The organism is Leisingera sp. ANG49 (assembly GCF_059694505.1).
Genome location: NZ_JCATZN010000001.1, coordinates 1,169,076 through 1,187,042, shown reverse-complemented (window position 1 = coordinate 1,187,042; position 17,967 = coordinate 1,169,076). Strand labels below are relative to the sequence as shown.

The following is a 17,967-nucleotide window of genomic DNA, read 5'->3' as shown; positions in this document are numbered from 1 at the left end:
CGGTGCAACAGAACTGTCGCATATCCGAAAGGATAGCGCCGCAATATCAACGGGCTCTCGACCGCTGAGGCCGAATTCCGTATCACCTGTACAACCCGCAGTGATCCCGCGAGCAGTAGAATGATGAAGCCCCTCAAAAATGGAACGGCAATTCTGGCGGTTTTGTCTTTGAGCGGCTGCGCGCAGATCGATCCGCCAGACAACCTGGAGCCGGTTGCCTCCGGCGACGGGTATCAGGCGCAATACCGTGAACCGGAGGTGTCCCGCAGCGAAGCCGGTTTTCTGCAATCACAGACAATGAACGAGTCCAGGTGCCGCCCCGCCGCCGGCGGAACCGGCGGCAAGGGGGTCGGAACGGCGCAGGCTGCGCTCGCAGGTGAGAGGTTCACCCGCAACGATCTGGTGAACGTGCGCGTCGGCGATGATGAGACCTTCAATGGTGACTACGTCATCTCCAGGGATGGCTCGCTGAAACTGCCTTTCCTTTCACCGATCCGCGCCCAGGGCCGAACGGCCATCCAGATCGAGGATGACATTGCCGCGAAACTGATCGCCGAAGACTTCTATTCTGACCGGCCGCGGCTGTCGGTTCGCGCAGCTGATTTCGCCTCAGTCACGGTGGGTGTTTCAGGGGCCGTTTTCGAGCCTAAAGCCGCGGAAATCGGCGGTGTGCCAGGTGACGAAGTGGATTCCCGCAGGCAAGGCGCCCTGGGGGCCTCGACCGAAGCGCGCAACCTGTCTGCCGCATTGCGTGCAGCAGGCGGGGTGCGCCCGGATGCGGATATTTCAGCTGTTGAAGTGCGGCGCGGCAGCAGCCTCTACCTATTGGACATGCGCGGAGTGTTCGAAGGCCAGAACGCCGTCGACATCATGCTGCTGACAGGCGACCAGGTGCATGTGCCCAGCCGAGGATGCTTCCAGGAAGACCTGATGCGGCCCAGCCCCATCAGTCCTCCGGGGGTGACGCTGTTCTTGTCGAACCTCACCCGGCCGGCTGCCGGTAACGCATTGTCTGCGATTGGCCGCGAGGTGCGCGAGTTTCCTTATGGGACACGGTACCTGCAGGCGGTGGTGGACACCAACTGCGTGGGCGGCGCCCGGGCCACCAGCGCACACCGCTCTTCCGTCCTGTTCTCCCGCAACCCTGTCACCCAAGTATCGGTTGTGATCGAACGAAGGATCGAAGATTTGCTGCGCCGCGCGGACAGGGACGATTATGACCCCTTCCTCCTGCCTGGGGATGCCATTGCCTGCTATGACAGCACAATCACCAACCTGGGAGAGGTCGGCCGCCTTATCGGCGCCTTCAACTACTAAGTCAGGTTGAGCACCGGCTTGGTGGCGGCCCAGGCCTTCCTCAAAGGGTGCAGCGCGTCCTCTGCCGCTTGGATGTCCTGGCTGAGCGCCGCTTTCTCGAGGCAAATCAGCGCACTGCGCAGCTCCGGAAGCCCAAAGGTTGCGGCGCTGCCGGCAATCCGGTGGGCTTCAACTGCGGTTTCGTTCGCAGCCAAATCCTGCCCGTTCTCAAGACTTTTGAGGAAGGCTTCCATTTCAGCTGCAAACCGGTTCAGGAGGGGGTGCAACGCCTCGGCACCAACTGTTTCTTCCAGTTCAATTAGCTGCTGCGACCGCAGCGCTGCGCCTTCCGGTGCTGGCGGAGGCGGAGAGGGATGGTCTGCAATCAACTGCAAAAGTCCTTCACGCGTCAAAGGTTTGGTCAGCACATCATTCATGCCGTCCTTCAGAAAGGCTTCCTGCTCCTCAGCCATCGCGTTTGCGGTTACGGCAATAATCGGTGCGCGCGCTGACGCGCCGCCGCCTGTCCGGATTGCCCGCGCGGCGCTGCGCCCATCCATGACGGGCATGCTGATGTCCATTAAAATCAGGTCAAAACCTGTTGCAGCTGCCATCTCGACCGCTTCCCGGCCGTTGTGCGCTTCGGCCACAAAATGCCCCTGTGCTGTCAGCATCTCCCGGGCGACATGGCGATTAATCTCGTTGTCTTCCACCAGCAGGACATTTGCCCGCTTCCGAGCAGGCGCAGCAATCGGTGCCTCACCCCTCGGCTCGGGCACCGCAATGGCCTGAACAGGGAAGCTGACATTGAAGACGCTGCCTTCTCCTGGAGTGCTTTCAACAGTGATGCGGCCTCCCAGCGCTTTCACAAACCGCTGGGCAATCCCCAGACCCAGCCCGGTTCCCCCGACTTCCCGGTCATAGGAGCTGTCTCCGGTCGCGAAATCATCGAAGATTTGCGGCAGCAGGCCCGGGTCGATGCCTGTACCGGTATCTCGAACGGCAATGTGTAGGATGGTCTTTCCCTCATCAGCGGCACTGGCCTGAGCGGTGATGGATATCCGCCCGTCTTTCGTGAACTTGACCGCATTGCCGACGATGTTCATCAGAATGTGCTGAATGCGGTCTTGATCCGCGTGAACCCAGTTGAGCGGCGGCCCCATCCAACCCCAATCCAAGGTGCTGCCGTTGCCCGCCGCTGCACCGCTTAGACTGTCCACAATGTCCTTCAGCAGAGTACTGATGTTCATATCCACCGGGTGCAGACGCAGCTTGCCCGCATCGAACTTCGTGATGTCCAGAACATCTGAAATATGGCTCATCAGCAGTTTGCCGGACGTCTGCATATTTCGGATGTAACGGGACTGCTTGGCACTGAGCCGGGTTTCCTCCAGCAGTGTCAGATTACCCAGCAGCCCGTTCAGCGGGGTTCGGATCTCATGGCTCATGGTGGCCAGAAAATCGGTTTTGGCTTTCTCGCCGGCCATTGCACGGTCGCGGGCCAGAACAAGCTCGGCTTCGGCCTGCACCTGATGGGAGATGTCGCGCAAGAAAGCGATGAAGATCTCCCCGTCTCTGGTGTCCGCTGACTGGATGGCAAGCTCCACCGGAAAAACTTCGCCATTCGCCCGCTTCGCTTCAAGCTTGAAGCGCCCACTTCCTACGACACGCCTTTCGCCGGTCTTGCGCAGGCGGGCCATGCCGGCCTCATGCGCAGCCCTGTGGTGATCGGGCACAATCAGCTCGCCCAGATCGCAACCCACTGCGTCTTTGGCAGGATGACCGAAAATCTGTTCGGCGGCGGCATTGAAATCCTTGATGCGCCCCGATGTGTCCGCAACAACCACGGCGTCAAGGGACGTGCTTGTCACGATGTTCATGCGCTCGCTGGCTTCTGTTGCCTGGGTCCGGCGCCGCACGTTTTGCGCGTTCAGAAACGCCAGATAGCAGGCAAGCACCGCCAAGGCGGCGATCAGTACGGCAATCGCAAGCGCCAATTGCATCAAAGTGCCGGACAGGGCATTGCGCCGGAAATCGGACTCCTCAGCAAAATAGTTGAGACCGGAAACAGAGAGGCTGCGGACATCCGGGCCGATTGCCTCAGAGTCCGCCTTAAGCGATGGCAAAGCGTCCTGTAATGCGCTTATCTCACTGTCGATGACAGGCACTGCCCTATCAAGATAGGCGGCAACTGTTGCCAGATTTGCCGCGAACTCGCGCACTTCACGCAGGTCTCTGTAAATAGACGCCTGCTGGAGAGTCCGAATGCGGCTGAAGAACACGTCAAACTTCCGCCGGAGAATGCGAAAGTCCGGTGCCGCTTTCAACTGCGCCTGCGATAATGCCAAGTTGAACTGAAGAAACTCCACTTCCGTCTGCGAAAGCGTCCATTGGATGTTGTCGGAGCTGGCGGAGTTCAGCCGCGAGATATCGCGGGACACATTGAGCGCGAGCAGCGCAATGGCTGCGACCCCCATCAGCGCTGGTAAAACAATTACGACGAGCCGCAGCCAGATCTTGCTCCGTTTTCTGCCGGCCATTGCCACCATCCTCATATGCGGTCAGCCAGGCGAACGAATGCTCTTTCGGGCGGTTCTCTACTCAATCACTTCGATGCGGTCGAGCTGCCAGATGCTGCGGGAATAAACCACCTCTGATTGATATTCCGTTTTGCTGTCATAAGGGTAAACAATCCAGAGCGGCCCCTTGTCACGCACCGACATTTCCTCCCCATTGAGCTTGTAGGCAATGATCGGGCCGCCCTCGACAGCATCCGACAGCGGGATGTCCACCGCATAGTCATTGATGGCGGTGGCCCGCAGCGTGGTTCCGGTGATGTCCAGACGGTCAACCAACTGGTCCAGCGGCACGCCTTCAAAATGCTGCACGCCCTGCGTCCAGATTGTCGAGGTTTCAAACTCCACGGCACCCAGCCCTTCCAGCATGGCCAGATCGAATTGCGCTGCTCCTCCGGCGATGTCCGCGTTCACGGCGCCAGACACAGTCAGCACCACCTCACCGGCTGGCTGGTCAAGGCTCGCGGCTGCCAGCGGTTGCGCGGCGAACACGGAAATTGCAATTATCTCAAGCGCTTTAAAAAGCATTGCGCGGCCTCCTTTACTGTTTGACCCAGATATGGCACGGCGTGGCGCGGGCGCCAAAAGGTTAGACGGATACCCGCCTATCCTTTCGAATAGGTTCCGCAATCATGCGGCCTGCGGAACCGGGGCAACACGCCCGGCAAGAAAGCCGGACAGTTCATGGGCCAGTTCCGGCCGGTCCAGCGCAAAGGCTGCCGTCGCCTGCACAAACCCTTGCACACTGCCGCAGTCGAACCGTTCGCCGTCAAACCGGAACCCGGTTACACCTGCTGAGGGAAGGTCCGCGTTGATGGCGTCCGTCAGTTGCAGCTCTCCGCCTGCGCCCGGGCAAATGGCGCCTAGAGCCTCAAAAATCGAAGGTTCCAGAATATAGCGGCCAACGACAGCATGTGTTGATGGTGCCTGCGCTGGATCCGGCTTTTCAACCATCCCGCGGGCGAGTGCGAGTTTTCCGGCCTCCCGCGCAACATCCAGGATGCCATAGGAGGAGGTCTGCTCACGCGCGACTTTCATGGTAGCCACCATGTGGCCGCGGCTCACCGCATGCGCCTCCACCATCTGGCGCAGCGCCCCGCGCGGCGCCCGGATCACATCATCCGGCAATAGCACGGCAAAGGGTTCATCACCAACCAGGCGGGCTGCCAATCCCACAGCGTGGCCCAGGCCCAGCGGCTTGCTTTGGCGCACAAAGGACAGGGCGCCTTCCGGCATCCGGGTCCGTGCGATGGCTTCCAAAGCCGCTGTTTTGCCGCGCATTTCCAATGTGTTCTCCAGCGCCGCGGCAGTGTCGAAGTAGTCCTCCAATGCTCCCTTGCCTGCGGCAGTGACAAAGATGAACTCCTCGATCCCCGCCTCCCGCGCCTCGTCCACCGCGTATTGGATCAGCGGGCGGTCCACCAGCGGCAACATCTCCTTGGGGATCGATTTGGTGGCGGGCAGAAAACGGGTCCCCATGCCGGCAACCGGAAAAACAGCTTTGCGAATATGTGTCATTGTATATCTCCTGAAGTGAGGGGTCAGTAAGCGCCGCGGCCGGAAATCACCGCGCCAAAGGTTCTGAGGATGAGCTGGAGGTTCAGCTTGAGCGAGCGCGCCTGAATGTAGCTGAGGTCCATCTCGATCATTTCCTTGAAGCCGACAGAGGCACGGCCGGATACCTGCCAGACACCGGTGATGCCCGGTTTGACCTGCAGGCGGCCAAGCGCCCGGGGCGGGTAATCTGCAACCTCGCACGGCAGTGCCGGGCGGGGGCCGACGATAGACATATCCCCTCGCAGCACATTGAACAATTGCGGCAGTTCATCAGTGGAGGTCCGGCGCAGCCAGCGGCCTATACGGGTGATCCGCGGATCATGGCGCGACTTGAAGCAGAGTCCGTCCCGGTCTGAGACGTTCAGGATCTCCGCCCGCCGGGTTTCCGCATCTGCCGTCATCGAGCGGAACTTGTACATGGAAAAGGTCTTGCCGTTCAGCCCGACACGCGTCTGTTTGAAAATCGCCTCCCCCTTGCTATCTGCCCTTACTGCAAGCGCTACTAGCAGCAGCAATGGTGACAGCAGCAACAGCGCCGAAAGTGCAACTGTGATATCAAGTGCGCGCTGCTGGACGTCGGCGAGGCGCTTCTGCCGCAGCGCTGCCAGCCCGGCATGGGTCAGGAAGCTGACGTTACCGGTCAGGTAGCGGCGTGCCATCCGGCGCGGCTCCATCGCCAGCCGCCAAATCCACTCCATCCTTGCCGCCCTGACCAGTTCCGGCGCTCGTGCAACCGAGCCGGACAGAAAATCGAACAGCGCGCCTACCCCAAGGGTGAGGTCGGCCTTCAGGTCATCTGCATTGCGGTGCAGCCAAAGCTCCTGCATTGGCACGCCAAGCGCGACCAGCACGATGCCGGCACCGCTTTCGTTGATATCCGCGACAACGGCCCTGGTGTCCTGTGCTCCCGAATACCCGTCGCGGGTGCCAGCAATGCGCAGGCCGGGAATATCATAGACCAGCCGTGCCGCGGCTGCATCAGCAACTCCCGGCCGCCCGCCGAACAGGTAGACCGATTTGCCCATGCTGGCCGCACGCTGCAACAGCTGCGGCACAAAATCGGTACCGTTCAAATTGGCCGTCAGAGAATGACCGGTGAACTTTGCCGCCAGTTCAACTCCGATGCCATCAGGCAGAAGGATATCCGCACTGGCGACGGCTTGGGCATAATGCGGGTCGCGGCGGCGGATATTGCAGCAATGCGCGTTCATGAAGAAAACGCGCCGGCGGCCAGGCGACAGCAGCTTGGCAACCGCCTGACCAGCGCTGCTGTCAACCAGATGGAGGTCCAGCGCAGGCAGGTAAGCCGTGTTCAGACGGTCGGCTTTGACCGCAGGCGCAGCACCGAAACTGGAAGAGGAATATGCAAGTGTCATCTGCTAAGTCCTTGAGCTGTCATTGGTTGCTCTCAGGCTGCTGCAGGCGGCCGCTCCTCTCAACGGAGCGGGAGGACAGGTCGCGGGTCCGTTGGCATCCCTGGCTTGCCTTGCGGCGTGCGAACCTATCCGCCCGGATCAGAAACTATCCAAATGCTTTGCAAGCTGCGGCGAATACGCACGACTTTTGCCGTGCAAGCGCCGCATTCACGCGTTACGTGTAAAGGACGGGATCAAGGAGCATGTTATGAGAGTACTGATTGCCGACGACCACGACCTGCTGCGTGACACGCTTGTTTTGTTCCTGGAAGGCCACGGTTCCATCAAGACCAGCACCGCGGCGGATCTGGAACAGGCCTGCAAGCTGATTGAGACCGAAGATCCCTTTGATCTCATCCTGCTGGATCTGAATATGCCCGGCATGAACGGGCTGGCCGGCCTCAAGCAAGCGATGGCCATGAGAAACGGACAGCGGGTTGCCCTGATGTCGGGTGCTGCCACCCGCCAGATCGCTGAACAGGCGCTGGAGGCCGGCGCCGCCGGGTTTGTGCCAAAGACCCTGCCGGCAAAGTCAATGATCAATGCAGTCAAGTTCATGGCGATGGGAGAGCAGTATGCACCCATTGATTTCATGACAGCCGCAAATCCGGAAACGGACCACCCGCTGGCGGAAAAACTCTCGCCGCGCGAGCTTCAGGTTCTGAAAGGCCTGACCGAGGGCAAGTCCAACAAGGAAATCGCCCGCGATCTGGACATTACCGAACCGACCGTGAAGCTGCACATGAAAACGCTGTACCGAAAGCTGGAAGTGGCAAACCGCACTCAGGCAGCACTGGCCGCACGCGAGGCCGGCCTATTCTGACTGCCTGCGGGGCGCGCAGTATAGAAACCTACTCCTTTGGATAGACGCGAATACGGATGCGCATCGGGATAACCTTGCGCGCAGGCGTAGCGGGCAGGTAGCCGGGATAGTCTCTGGTTGAAGGAGACTGACATGCTGCAAAAACTTGCCGGAAAATTTGATGCTCCGCGGCGGCTTTGGCACCAGATATCACTCCGCCGCATCATCGTCGGCGGGCGCTTGGGCGACACCAGCCGCATCCGCCGCTACCTGGCATTCTTGCTACTTGGGCTGGCACTGATCTGGGTGCCGATCAACGGATATTTGCAAACCGCACCGCTTGCCTTCAAATCGCATGCCTCGCTCATCCTGCCGGGGTCAGGTGCCTCGGCCTCGATGAACCTCAATGGCATCGGTCAGGCGTCCTCCTATGCCAATTCCGCCTTTGCCAGCAACTCCGTCAGCCCGACCGAAACCTACAAGCGCTTGATCGGTGCCGACCGTATCCTTACCGCGGCTGCCGGCGCTATGGGACTGACCCGCCGTGAATTCGGCAAACCGCGGATCCGGCTGGTGGACCAGACCAGCCTCATTCACATCGAAATGACGGGTTCCAGCGCAGAAAGCGCCCAGCAGCGCGGCAATGCCCTGCTGCAGGCCTTCTTCGAAGAACTGGACGCGCTGCGTAAGGATGAGCAAGCCACCCGCGAGGACAGCGGTCTGGCCGCGATTGGTGATTACCAGCGTTCTGTAGCGGTCACACGCTCTGACATCGGCAAACTTCAGAAGTCCTCCGGATTGCTGTCTGGCGAGGAGTTCGATGCAATGGTCGAAGACACCCGCGAACTGGAAGGCCGGGTTGAGGACATTGCCGGTATTCTTGACGAAAAAACACAAAGCGTTGCCGCGCTTGAGCAAACCTTGGGCATCCACGCCTCCGCTGCGGCCGCAACCTTGAAGCTCTTTGCTGATGCAGACTTCCTCGCTCTGAAAGAAGAAAGCGCCATCCATGCTGCAAAACTGGCCGAAGCCCGTGCGTCTTACGGCGAAGGGCACCCCAAGGTGCAAGCCGCCCGTGCCGCTCAGGCTGCGGCGGAACACAGTGCAGGCCAGCAGGCAGCGGCAGTGACAGGTATCCAAATTGATGAGCTGAAGAGGCTTGATTTGGCCCCGAATGGAGCGCGGGCAGAGTTGCTGGCTCAGCTTGTGCGGATGGATGCTGAACGTATGGGAACGGCCCGGCAGCATCAGACCCTCGCGCAGCGGCTGGTATCGGAGCGGACCCGGCTGCAGCAGCTGTCTGCCAGCGCAGCGCGGCTGAAAGATCTGCAGCGCGACTTTTCCGTCGCAGAAGCGGTGTTTGCTTCTGCCATCGCCCGTGCCCAATCGACGAAATCGGACGTTTATGCTTCCTACCCGCTGGTTCAGGTGCTTGAAAACCCGTCCCTTCCGGAGCGCCCTTCTTCGCCAGACCGGAAGCTCGCCTTTGCCGCGGGGGCCGCGGCCACCTTCATGCTGCTGATCGCGCTGATGCTGGGCTGGATCAGATCCGCGGTCATCGGCCGCCTTCTCACCGCACCCAGGGCCGAAGCATGACACCGCAAAACCCGGCAGAGCGGATAATCTACCGCTCCATGGTGCTGACCTGGCCCTTTTACGCTGTTGGTGCGCTTTACGTCGTCGGTCCTGTTCTCGCCTGGATTCTCGGCGCGCTGGCTGTGCTGGCACTCTACCTTGGCCCGGCGTTCCGGCCCGACCTGCGTGCAGCCGGTCCGGTTCCGGTGCTGATCTGGGCCTGGTTCATCGGCATGGCCATCATGCTAATTGCTTTGTGGATCGGGCATCTCGACTGGGGGCTCGGCCTTAAGAAGACAATCAAGTCCTCGATCGGCTGGGCCAAGGGCTGGGCGCTGCTGGCGCTGTTCCCGCTGGTTGGCGCGGTGCTGCCGATCCGCCGCGAGGTCCTGATCCGCGGGCAATGCGTGATCGGGGCATGGACGCTGGCGCTGGCACCGGTTCTGCTGGCAGCGCCCTACCTTGGCCTTCCAGAACGTATCTTCACGTCACCGCTGAAGGTAGTTGGCGGGCCGGGTCCGGAGTATTTCAGCGTCTACCTGTTCACCTATGATCCAGCCAGCTGGACACCGCGCTGGCAATTCTACGCCCCCTGGTCCCCCTTTGCAGCCCTGCTGGGCGTCATCATGGTGCTGTTTGCGCTGGATGAAAAAAACCGAAAGTGGATGCTGGTCGGTGTGGCCGCTGGGGTCCTGATGATTTTGGCGTCAAAGTCTCGAATGGGTCTGGTGGGGCTGGTGGCCTGCACCGTTGCGCCGCGCATGATGCCCCTGATCCTGCGCGGCTGGGCCTGGCATGTAACGGCAGGGCTGACTGCCTCATTGGCAATCACCGGCGGAACTTTGGCGGCACTTGCCGCAGATGCGGTGGCCGCGTTCAAGGGCGCCCGGGCGGACAGCACCCGCGTCCGTGAAACACTGCAGCGGATCGCCAGCGAGCGCTGGCAGACCGAAGCCTTCTGGTTCGGCCACGGCACGGTCCAACCCGGGTCCCATGCTGTGGAATACATGCCCATCGGCAGCCATCACACCTGGTACGGGCTGCTGTTCGTCAAGGGGGCCGCAGGCTTTGCCGCTCTTTTGGTGCCGCTGGTCTGGCACATCGGATTTGTCATGGCGGATGCAGCAAAACACACGCGAGGCCGCCTGCCGCTGGGAATACTCATGACAATGCTGCTGCTCTCTTTCGGGGAGAATATTGAAATCGAAGCCTATATGCTTTGGCCAGGCCTGATCCTACTGGGCGTGCATCTTCGCGAAGCTGGGGCGGCTTAGGACAGTTACGGTTTCCTGCCGGAAGAATTCGCCCGACCTGCTGATTCCGTTGCAACTGCAGCATCGATTGTGCGTCTGCGGCGAAAGACCGGTTTTGTCCGCTCCTCGTTAGTCGGTCGTGGTTGCAGCGAAAGGGCGGTTCGAATTTCGCGCCTCAGACTGGCATTGAATGACCGGTCTGGCGACTCGGCTGCATCGCAGCGATGAGCGTGCCGCATCTGCAATAGAATGCTGCGTCAGCAAACACCTGGAAGGGCAATGGCAGCAAAGTCCGGCGTTGCGTCAGTTCATGTTCGACGCAGCCAAGGGCGGATCACTCTGGACCGACCGTTCGCCCGGGGCGCGGCGAACTCATCCTTCGAGCCCAACTTGTACCTTGGATTTTTTCGCTGCGCGCGCTCGCAGCAGCAAAATCGCCGCGACTGCACCATTTTGGGCGCCGCTGAGCGGCGTGAAAACCAGCCGTTCAAGCATGCTGCAGCGAGATCTGTCACCTGAATTCACAGGTCGCCGGACTTTGCGGACTTTTACTCCTTCCGCTTTCGCTTGCGCAGATAGCATTTGCACGCGCGGCGACGAGTTTTCGGCAATGCAGCGAGTTTCGTCGAACCAGCCGTTCAGCCGTATCGATCCCGCCGAGTTTTGAACCGTCCTTTCGCTGCACGGTGTTTGAGTCCGAAAGGTGCCGGACTTAGTTAACTTTCGCTGCGGCTGCACCAATAGCCGCTTCTGGAAGAAAACCTAAAACGTGCAGCTTGAGAAATTTAAGATTGCTGTAGGTATGGATAGACGTGGCAGGCTTTCGGACGATGAGAATGGTTTGAGGGCAGCTTATTGAAATACCCTTAAGCCCGCACTGGGTTTAATTGAGTGGGTGCTTGAAACCCTGGGCCGATCAGGGGACCCTGGGTAGAATCAGAATGGCGTAAATGTGGGCAAGCCGTTGATCTACGCATGGTCGGAAGCGGTGCTGAACAATCCGCGCAAGACATTGGAGCGCGGCGACAGGAGAGATTTAGAACAGCGCTTGGTGACGAGCAAAAGCGCAAGCAGGTCGCAGCAGGGACATAGATCCCGCAACGGGAGACAGCCAGTTGCCCGAAACGCTGACTGGCTGCGGCATTCCGGTGGATGTTACTGGATCTAGGAGTGAAGAAGCGTGATCCCCAGTAACACAAAGCCCGCGATGAAGACAGTTTCCGCCACAACCAGGGTGATAGCCGAGCCGCCGACTTCCAGAATGCGTTTGAGCGATATTTTCATGCCGACCGCTGCGATCGAGATCAGCAGCGCCCACCGGCTCGCTTCGCTCAGCACGCCGACGACAGGCGCCGGGATAAACCCGAACGAATTTAGTGTGGCAAACCCCAGAAAGCCGATCACGAACAGGGGGAGAACCGGCGGGTGGTTGTTTTCGCCGGACGCTCCGAAGGTGCCCCGCATCAGCAGGGAAATCGCGAGAACGGTCGGGGCCAGCATCGCAATGCGGAACAGCTTGACCAGTGTGGCGACCTCCCCGGCCTCCTCTGACACGGAAAACCCGGCCCCGACCACTTGGGCGACATCGTGGATCGTGCCACCAAGGAACACTCCGATCGTTACATCGTCAAACGCGAAGGTATCGCCAAGGATCGGATAGAGGATCATCGCGGCGGTCGACAGCATAGTGACGCTCAGCACCGTGAAGATCAGGTTCTGCTCGGAATGTTCGTTCCTAGGCAGAACAGCCGAGATTGCCATAGCCGCGGAGGCGCCGCAAATCGCCACCGCCTCCCCCCCCGTTAGAAGGCCAAAGCGCCACTCTCGCCCTAAGAAGCGAGCGGCCAAAAGGCCGAAGCCTATTGTCAGCAGCACGCCAGTCACAAGGATTGCGATCAGGCCCAGCCCCAGCCCGGCCAACAACCCAAGGCTGATCCGCGCGCCCAGAAGCGCTACGCCAAAACGCAATACGCTGCGCGCGGTGAATTCGATGCCTGCGCGACAGGTCTCTTCCGCGCTGAGAAACTGCAGCGCGATGCCGAGGAGCAGTGCCATCAGCATTGCAGGCGCGCCATAGTGTTCCGAAACAAACTGCACGGCGACGGCCACGGCAATAGACACCAGACCACCCCGCGCGCGGGACCGTAGGACCTGTACCGGATCGATACTTCCAAATTGAATAACCGTCTGGTATCTATTCGTTTTTCCGGTTTCATGGGGGCAATGAAGGACTGTTCAGGAACGTCGTTTCAGAGTGACGTCCCCGTTTTCAAGATTCGCTGGCCTGAAAGGTGCGCGAGGGTGTTAGCTCAGACGCAGTTCCGCCGCCCGGGCATGACCCTCCATGCCTTCCATCCGGCTGATCCGCGCTGTGCGCAGCGCCAGTTCATGAGACGCTGCTGCATTACTGCGCTGCCAGGTGACGGTCTTGGTAAACTTGTGCACCGACAATCCGCCAGTATAGCGTGCCGCGCCACTGGTGGGCAGGACATGGTTCGGACCGGAGGTCTTGTCACCGAAGGACACCGTGGTTTCTTTACCCAGGAACAGCGAGCCATAGGCGGACAGACGGTCCAGCCACCAATCGAGACCTTCGGCTTGGACCTGCAGGTGCTCGGGAGCGTAGCGGTCACTGACTTGGGCTGCTTCTTCACGGCTGTCGCAAAGGATGACCTCGGCGCGATCTGCCCAGGCCTGGCGCGCGGCCGACTGGTTGGGCTCCGGCAGCTGGCTGATCAGGCCCTCCGCCCGGGCCATGACACCTTCGGCCAGGTTCCGGCAGGTTGTGACCAGCCAGACGGGGCTGTCGGCACCGTGTTCCGCCTGGCTGACCAGATCCCAGGCAACCGTTTCAACCTCAGCGGTATGGTCGGCAATGACGAGCGAGTCCGTCGGCCCGGCGAACATGTCGATCCCCACTTCTCCAAACAGCATCCGCTTGGCCTCGGCGACATAGGAGTTGCCCGGGCCGACCAGAATATCGGCGGGTTTTGCCCCAAAAAGACCTTGGGCCATGGCGGCAATGGCCTGTACCCCGCCCAGGTTGAGAATTAGATCCGCGCCGCACAGATCCATCGCATAGATGATCGCATCCGGTATGCCGGTTTCCGGCCGGGTCGGCGAAACTGCTGTGATATGTTTGACACCGGCTACTTTGGCGGTGGTGATCGTCATCAGGGCGCTGGCAATATGGCTGTAGCGGCCGCCGGGCACATAACAGCCTGCGCTGGAGACCGGTATCTGCTTCTGGCCTGCGATAAGGCCCGGAATGACTTCAATCTCGCACTCCGCAATCGTCGCTTTTTGGGCTTCAGCAAAACGGCGGATATTGGCATGCGCGAACTGAATATCGTCCTTCAGCTCCTGCGGAACGCGAGCACAGGCGGCCGCCCGGTTTGCTTCGGACAGCACGATGTCGCCAGTCCAGCCGTCCAATTTTTCTGCATAGCGCCGAACGGCCTCTTCGCCCTCACGTTCGATGTTGGCTAGCATGACAGAGACAAGGTCTCGAATGTCGCTGTTTTCCGCCTCGGGCCGCGGAGCGGCCTTTTTCAGGTAGGTGATTGCCATTGGATCAGCTCGCTTCGTTGGTGATGTGGCTGTGGATTGCAGAGGCCAGAACATCGACAGTGTCGATGACAGGCACTTCCGCGATCACATCATGAGACATCAGGGAAAATTCGGAACAGGCGATGAACAGCATGTCCGCGCCTTTCCGGGTCAGTTCGGCTGCCGCGTCCTCCAGAATGCTCCGCGCTTCCGGCGCCGGGCCTGCCGCCTTGATCAGCTTGATGGCAGTCAGCATCCTATCAATATCCTCTGGCCATAGCGCTGAAAATTTGCCGGTTTTCAACGCATCGTCAAAAACACGCGAGAGATAGACGGCGGGAGAGGCCAGGATACCGATCTTGCTCCCTGGATTTAGGCGGCGTGCGGCGGCGCCGACAGAAAGTGTCACCATATTGAGCAAGGGCACGGTCGTCTTTATGGAAATGTAAGGCACATAGTGATGGGCCGTGTTGCAGGGCATGGCCAGTGCGGTAGCTCCTGCATCTTCCAGCCTTCGAGCCATTTCGGCCAGAACAGGGCCGGGGCTTTCACCTCGTTTCTCAATCAGATGCGCAATCCGCGAGGGAACCTGCGGGTTCATGTCAATCAACAGCGGCAGGTGGTCCGCGTCATCGCGCGCATCGACTTTCTTCAGCAGTCGCTGTTGCAGAAGAATTGTGGCTTCCGGCCCCATGCCGCCTAAGATTCCAACGACACGGTGCGTCATGACGCTACCTCATCCACCGCTTCGCAGATCAGCTCAGAAATGAAGGCGCAGTCAGCTGTGCTGAAGGTCAATGGCAAGCGCATATCAAACAGCGTGGCCAGCACACTGTCGGTGCGCGGTAAGGGCTGGGCGTCCAAATAGCGCCAGCTTTGGTGGGCCGAAGTGAAGCCAACAGGCTCAGATCCTCCAAACCACTTCAACTCTACACCGCGCTTTGCTGCAGAGGCCAGCAAGGCCTGGCATTGCGCAGCGGCGAAACCGGGCAGGCGGAACTGGATTGACGACCCGACCGGTTTTTCCGCAGCGGGGCGCGCAATGGTTTTGATCCGGTCTGATACAGCAAGACCTTGATCGGTAGCGGCATAGAGCGCTTTCCAGGCGCCTATGCTTTCTTCGATCCGGGCCAGTTGCGGGCGCAGAATAGCCGCGCGAAGGGCATCCATCCGGGCGGAACAGTTTGGCATCTGATAGCGGGCTTCAGCAAATGCCTCAGGTACAGGACCTGCGCCGTGACGCTCATACAGCATGTAACTGCCCGACAAGATCGTCGCACGAGCGGCGATCCCGGCGTCATCAGTGGTCAGAAACCCGCCTTCGCCCGAGTTTATGTGCTTGTATGTCTGTGTCGAGAAACAAGCGACCTTCCCGAAGTTCCCCGACCGTTTCCCGTTCCAGCGCGCCCCCATCGTGTGGGCACAATCTTCGATCACCGTGACCCCGGCACTGTCGCAGATGCGCATGAGAGCTTCCATGTCGCACAGGTGACCGCGCATATGGGACAGCAATAGAAAACGCGCACTGGTCCGGGCAATCTTTCGTTCAAGGTCTCCGAGGTCCAGGCGCAGGTTTTCGGTGATTTCCACGAGTGCGGCGCGGCCGCTGACAGCGGCGATGGCACCCGGCACCGGGGCCAGCGTGAAGGCATTGGTCAGAATAACATCACCCGGTTCAACGCCGCAGGCGCGCATGGCGATCTGCAAGGCCTGCCCGCCCGAGGTGACCGCAAGGCAAAAGGAGCTGCCTTGCCAGTCGCGGTATTCGGCCTCCAGTGCCGCCACGTCGCCGGTTTCACCCGGCAACAGATTGTAGCGGTGCAGCCGACCGCTTTCCAGTACGGACATCGCGGCCTGCATCGCCTCGGCAGGCAAAGCTGCCTGCTGCGTAAAAGCTCCGGTGAACTTGCGGGCCACGATGTCCCCCATGACTACAGGTTGACCCAACGGTTTGCGTGATCAAAGGCGAAGTCATACCCGCCCAGAGCTGCCGCGCCGCCGGTATGAAGGAACACCACACGCTCGTCCTTGAACACCCCCTTGCGGGCCAGATCGATCAGCCCGGCCGCACCCTTGGCAGAATAGCAGGGGTCAAGCAGGATGCCCTCAAGCTCGGCAAACATTCGAATTGCTTCGATGCCGCTGTCGGTTGGCAGGCCATAACCCTCACCGACGTAGTCGGTGTTGGCCATCACGTCTTCGCGCTTGACTACGCCTGGGCAACCCAGTTTTTCAGCGGTCTTGCAGGCGAGGTCATAGACCATTTGTTCCTGTTTCGGCTGGGGCGCCCGTGTTCCGATGCCCAGCACGGGGATTTGGCTGTTCATGGCACACATGCCGGTTACAAGCCCTGCCTGGGTGCCAGACGATCCGGTCGCATGCACGACCCGGTCGATTTTCAATCCGGCATCATTGGCTTGGGACAGCAGCTCAAACGCGCAATTCACGTAGCCGAGAGCACCGGTCGGGTTGGACCCGCCGCCAGGAATAACATAGACTTTATGGCCCTTGGCACGCATTTTCTCGGCTGCGCGTTCCATCTCGGCGGGCATGTCGTGGCCTCCGGGGAACTTTTCGGTCGTGGCGCCATGCAGGTGGTCCAGCAGCACGTTGCCGTTGGTGTTATAGTTGCCGTCCCGGTACCCGGTCCGGTCCTCCAGCAGGATATGGCATTTCAGCCCCAGCTTTGCGGCAAAAGCAGCTGTCTGGCGGCCGTGATTGGTTTGGGTCGCACCTTGCGTCATCACCATATCCGCACCTTGCTCCAGAGCCTCGGCCATCAGGAATTCAAGCTTGCGGGTCTTGTTGCCGCCAGTCGACATGCCGGTGCAGTCGTCACGTTTGATCCAGAGATCAACCCCCAGCTCCTTGGACAAGCGTTTCATGGGCTCCAGCGGTGTGGACAAATGAGCGAGGTGCACCCGGGGAAAGCGGGAGAGATGCATGGCATGATCCTTGTTTTTCAGAGGTAAGTTGATGCGGGTACGGGCCTGCGGACAGTTGAACTCGCCGCTTGGAAGGGGAAATCCCGAATTCCTGGATGTATCTTTTTGCGAAACTCGATGGACTTCCAAAACCGCAGGCCACGGAAATTTCGGTAATGGGCAATACGGTCTGTTCAACCAGAGCTTTCGCGCGGCGCAGGCGCAAAAACCTATAATATGATGCTGGACTCCGGCCAATTAGAACTTTGAACTTGCGTTCCATCTGACGAACGGAAAAACCTGCAATTTCCGCCAGTTCTGCTATCGAGAGGGGGGTCTCGAGTGCGTTTTCCATGGCGGCGATGATGGGTTCGAGTTTGCCGTGGCGCAGGGACATCACATCATTTTCGCTGCGCGGCTGACTGGCCGCGCCATCACGAAGGTCGCCTATCAAAAGAACTTGGGCGACAGATTGGGCCAGGAGCAGCGAATGCGGTGCTACGATCCGCATCAACACGAAATCCGCTGTTGACGCCATGCCGCCTCCGGTCGCAACACGCGCTTTCTGCATAAACAAGGGCAAACGGCTCTCGGTCGAGCTTCCCGCGTCCCTGTCCACCTGCAGGTTTTCCCAATGGGTGGTAATGTGATCTGCATCGGGATGCAGGCATTTCCATTCGGCTGCAGCGTCGGACAGCAGTGTGAGCCCGACTCCCATGCGCTCCATCAAGGTCAACCGCCCTTTGAGGCGACGGAAGGCGGAGCGAATGCCCGCCCCACCCAAGACCACAAGATGGTCTGGCAGGGCGGTGCAGCCGGTCTGAAATGGGATGGCACGCACCAAGCTGCCCCCCAATCCTTCAACCAGCTTGTCATCCTGTGCTGTGCAAACCTGATGTTCAAAGCGCACACCGGACCCAAGCCGTGTGGCGATGCGCAGAACATCAACCACCAACGCCAGCTCGGTCGGGACAAAGCCTTGCTCTGCCAGGATTGTGACACGGACGGCCTTCATGACTG

General features: G+C 60.1%; 15 protein-coding genes. 5 read left to right on the top strand and 10 right to left on the bottom strand.

Going from position 1 to position 17,967, the window contains the following annotated elements; genetic code table 11:
* Positions 1-120 precede the first annotated feature (120 nt).
* On the top strand, positions 121-1,317 hold the full coding sequence (locus AC58NV_RS05855) for a polysaccharide biosynthesis/export family protein (protein ID WP_497226278.1): 1,197 nt from the start codon (positions 121-123) through the stop codon (positions 1,315-1,317).
* On the opposite strand, the gene AC58NV_RS05850 is transcribed toward AC58NV_RS05855, so the two are convergent.
* From AC58NV_RS05850 to AC58NV_RS05835, 4 genes are all read right to left on the bottom strand, one after another.
* Complete coding sequence (locus AC58NV_RS05850; protein ID WP_497226277.1) at positions 1,314-3,836, bottom strand: ATP-binding protein; 2,523 nt, start codon at positions 3,834-3,836, stop codon at positions 1,314-1,316. The genes AC58NV_RS05855 and AC58NV_RS05850 overlap by 4 nt on opposite strands.
* 57 nt (positions 3,837-3,893) lie before the next feature.
* The gene (locus AC58NV_RS05845) at positions 3,894-4,400 is read right to left on the bottom strand and encodes a putative pterin-binding protein (RefSeq protein ID WP_497226276.1); all 507 of its coding nucleotides are present in this window, start codon (positions 4,398-4,400) and stop codon (positions 3,894-3,896) included.
* A gap of 102 nt (positions 4,401-4,502) precedes the next feature.
* Entirely contained in the window at positions 4,503-5,390 is an 888-nt protein-coding gene (locus tag AC58NV_RS05840; protein WP_497226275.1) for a UTP--glucose-1-phosphate uridylyltransferase, read from the bottom strand.
* Positions 5,391-5,413: 23 nt separating this feature from the next.
* The gene (locus AC58NV_RS05835) at positions 5,414-6,805 is read right to left on the bottom strand and encodes a WecB/TagA/CpsF family glycosyltransferase (protein ID WP_497226274.1); all 1,392 of its coding nucleotides are present in this window, start codon (positions 6,803-6,805) and stop codon (positions 5,414-5,416) included.
* 247 nt (positions 6,806-7,052) lie between these two features.
* Between AC58NV_RS05835 and AC58NV_RS05830 the strand changes: the two genes are divergently transcribed.
* The 4 genes from AC58NV_RS05830 to AC58NV_RS05815 all read left to right on the top strand — a co-directional run bounded on the left by AC58NV_RS05830 (position 7,053) and on the right by AC58NV_RS05815 (position 11,141).
* A complete protein-coding gene (locus AC58NV_RS05830) occupies positions 7,053-7,667 on the top strand; it encodes a response regulator (RefSeq protein ID WP_497226273.1) in 615 nt (204 codons plus the stop codon).
* 132 nt (positions 7,668-7,799) lie between these two features.
* The gene (locus AC58NV_RS05825; protein ID WP_497226272.1) at positions 7,800-9,242 is read left to right on the top strand and encodes a GumC domain-containing protein; all 1,443 of its coding nucleotides are present in this window, start codon (positions 7,800-7,802) and stop codon (positions 9,240-9,242) included.
* A complete protein-coding gene (locus AC58NV_RS05820; RefSeq protein WP_497226271.1) occupies positions 9,239-10,495 on the top strand; it encodes an O-antigen ligase domain-containing protein in 1,257 nt (418 codons plus the stop codon). The genes AC58NV_RS05825 and AC58NV_RS05820 overlap by 4 nt, the downstream gene beginning before the upstream one ends.
* 169 nt (positions 10,496-10,664) lie before the next feature.
* Positions 10,665-11,141 (top strand): hypothetical protein, encoded by a 477-nt coding sequence (locus AC58NV_RS05815; RefSeq protein WP_497226270.1) that lies wholly within the window; start codon positions 10,665-10,667, stop codon positions 11,139-11,141.
* 497 nt (positions 11,142-11,638) lie between these two features.
* Here the strand turns inward: AC58NV_RS05815 and AC58NV_RS05810 are convergent, their stop codons facing one another.
* From AC58NV_RS05810 to AC58NV_RS05785, 6 genes are all read right to left on the bottom strand, one after another.
* A complete protein-coding gene (locus AC58NV_RS05810) occupies positions 11,639-12,595 on the bottom strand; it encodes a YeiH family protein (protein WP_497226269.1) in 957 nt (318 codons plus the stop codon).
* Positions 12,596-12,778: 183 nt separating this feature from the next.
* Complete coding sequence (hisD, locus tag AC58NV_RS05805) at positions 12,779-14,044, bottom strand: histidinol dehydrogenase (RefSeq protein WP_497226400.1); 1,266 nt, start codon at positions 14,042-14,044, stop codon at positions 12,779-12,781.
* A gap of 4 nt (positions 14,045-14,048) precedes the next feature.
* Positions 14,049-14,750 (bottom strand): cysteate racemase, encoded by a 702-nt coding sequence (gene cuyB / locus AC58NV_RS05800; RefSeq protein ID WP_497226268.1) that lies wholly within the window; start codon positions 14,748-14,750, stop codon positions 14,049-14,051.
* Positions 14,747-15,940: a DegT/DnrJ/EryC1/StrS family aminotransferase gene (locus AC58NV_RS05795; RefSeq protein ID WP_497226267.1), complete on the bottom strand. Its 1,194-nt coding sequence runs from the start codon at positions 15,938-15,940 to the stop codon at positions 14,747-14,749. Before AC58NV_RS05795 ends, cuyB begins: the two co-directional genes overlap by 4 nt.
* A 14-nt stretch (positions 15,941-15,954) precedes the next feature.
* Positions 15,955-16,968 carry a D-cysteate sulfo-lyase gene (cuyA, locus tag AC58NV_RS05790; protein ID WP_497226266.1) on the bottom strand — a complete coding sequence of 338 codons (1,014 nt, stop codon included), beginning with the start codon at positions 16,966-16,968 and terminating at the stop codon, positions 15,955-15,957.
* A complete protein-coding gene (locus AC58NV_RS05785) occupies positions 16,877-17,962 on the bottom strand; it encodes a GlxA family transcriptional regulator (protein WP_497226265.1) in 1,086 nt (361 codons plus the stop codon). The genes cuyA and AC58NV_RS05785 overlap by 92 nt, the downstream gene beginning before the upstream one ends.
* Positions 17,963-17,967: the final 5 nt, after the last annotated feature.

Bases quoted from the DNA above. Each gene is read 5' to 3' on its own strand.
- AC58NV_RS05855 (WP_497226278.1), top strand. From the start codon at position 121: ATGATGAAGCCCCTCAAAAATGGAACGGCAATTCTGGCGGTTTTGTCT.
- AC58NV_RS05850 (WP_497226277.1), bottom strand. From the start codon at position 3,836: ATGGCCGGCAGAAAACGGAGCAAGATCTGGCTGCGGCTCGTCGTAATT.
- AC58NV_RS05845 (WP_497226276.1), bottom strand. From the start codon at position 4,400: ATGCTTTTTAAAGCGCTTGAGATAATTGCAATTTCCGTGTTCGCCGCG.
- AC58NV_RS05840 (WP_497226275.1), bottom strand. From the start codon at position 5,390: ATGACACATATTCGCAAAGCTGTTTTTCCGGTTGCCGGCATGGGGACC.
- AC58NV_RS05835 (WP_497226274.1), bottom strand. From the start codon at position 6,805: ATGACACTTGCATATTCCTCTTCCAGTTTCGGTGCTGCGCCTGCGGTC.
- AC58NV_RS05830 (WP_497226273.1), top strand. From the start codon at position 7,053: ATGAGAGTACTGATTGCCGACGACCACGACCTGCTGCGTGACACGCTT.
- AC58NV_RS05825 (WP_497226272.1), top strand. From the start codon at position 7,800: ATGCTGCAAAAACTTGCCGGAAAATTTGATGCTCCGCGGCGGCTTTGG.
- AC58NV_RS05820 (WP_497226271.1), top strand. From the start codon at position 9,239: ATGACACCGCAAAACCCGGCAGAGCGGATAATCTACCGCTCCATGGTG.
- AC58NV_RS05815 (WP_497226270.1), top strand. From the start codon at position 10,665: ATGACCGGTCTGGCGACTCGGCTGCATCGCAGCGATGAGCGTGCCGCA.
- hisD (WP_497226400.1), bottom strand. From the start codon at position 14,044: ATGGCAATCACCTACCTGAAAAAGGCCGCTCCGCGGCCCGAGGCGGAA.
- cuyB (WP_497226268.1), bottom strand. From the start codon at position 14,750: ATGACGCACCGTGTCGTTGGAATCTTAGGCGGCATGGGGCCGGAAGCC.
- cuyA (WP_497226266.1), bottom strand. From the start codon at position 16,968: ATGCATCTCTCCCGCTTTCCCCGGGTGCACCTCGCTCATTTGTCCACA.
- AC58NV_RS05785 (WP_497226265.1), bottom strand. From the start codon at position 17,962: ATGAAGGCCGTCCGTGTCACAATCCTGGCAGAGCAAGGCTTTGTCCCG.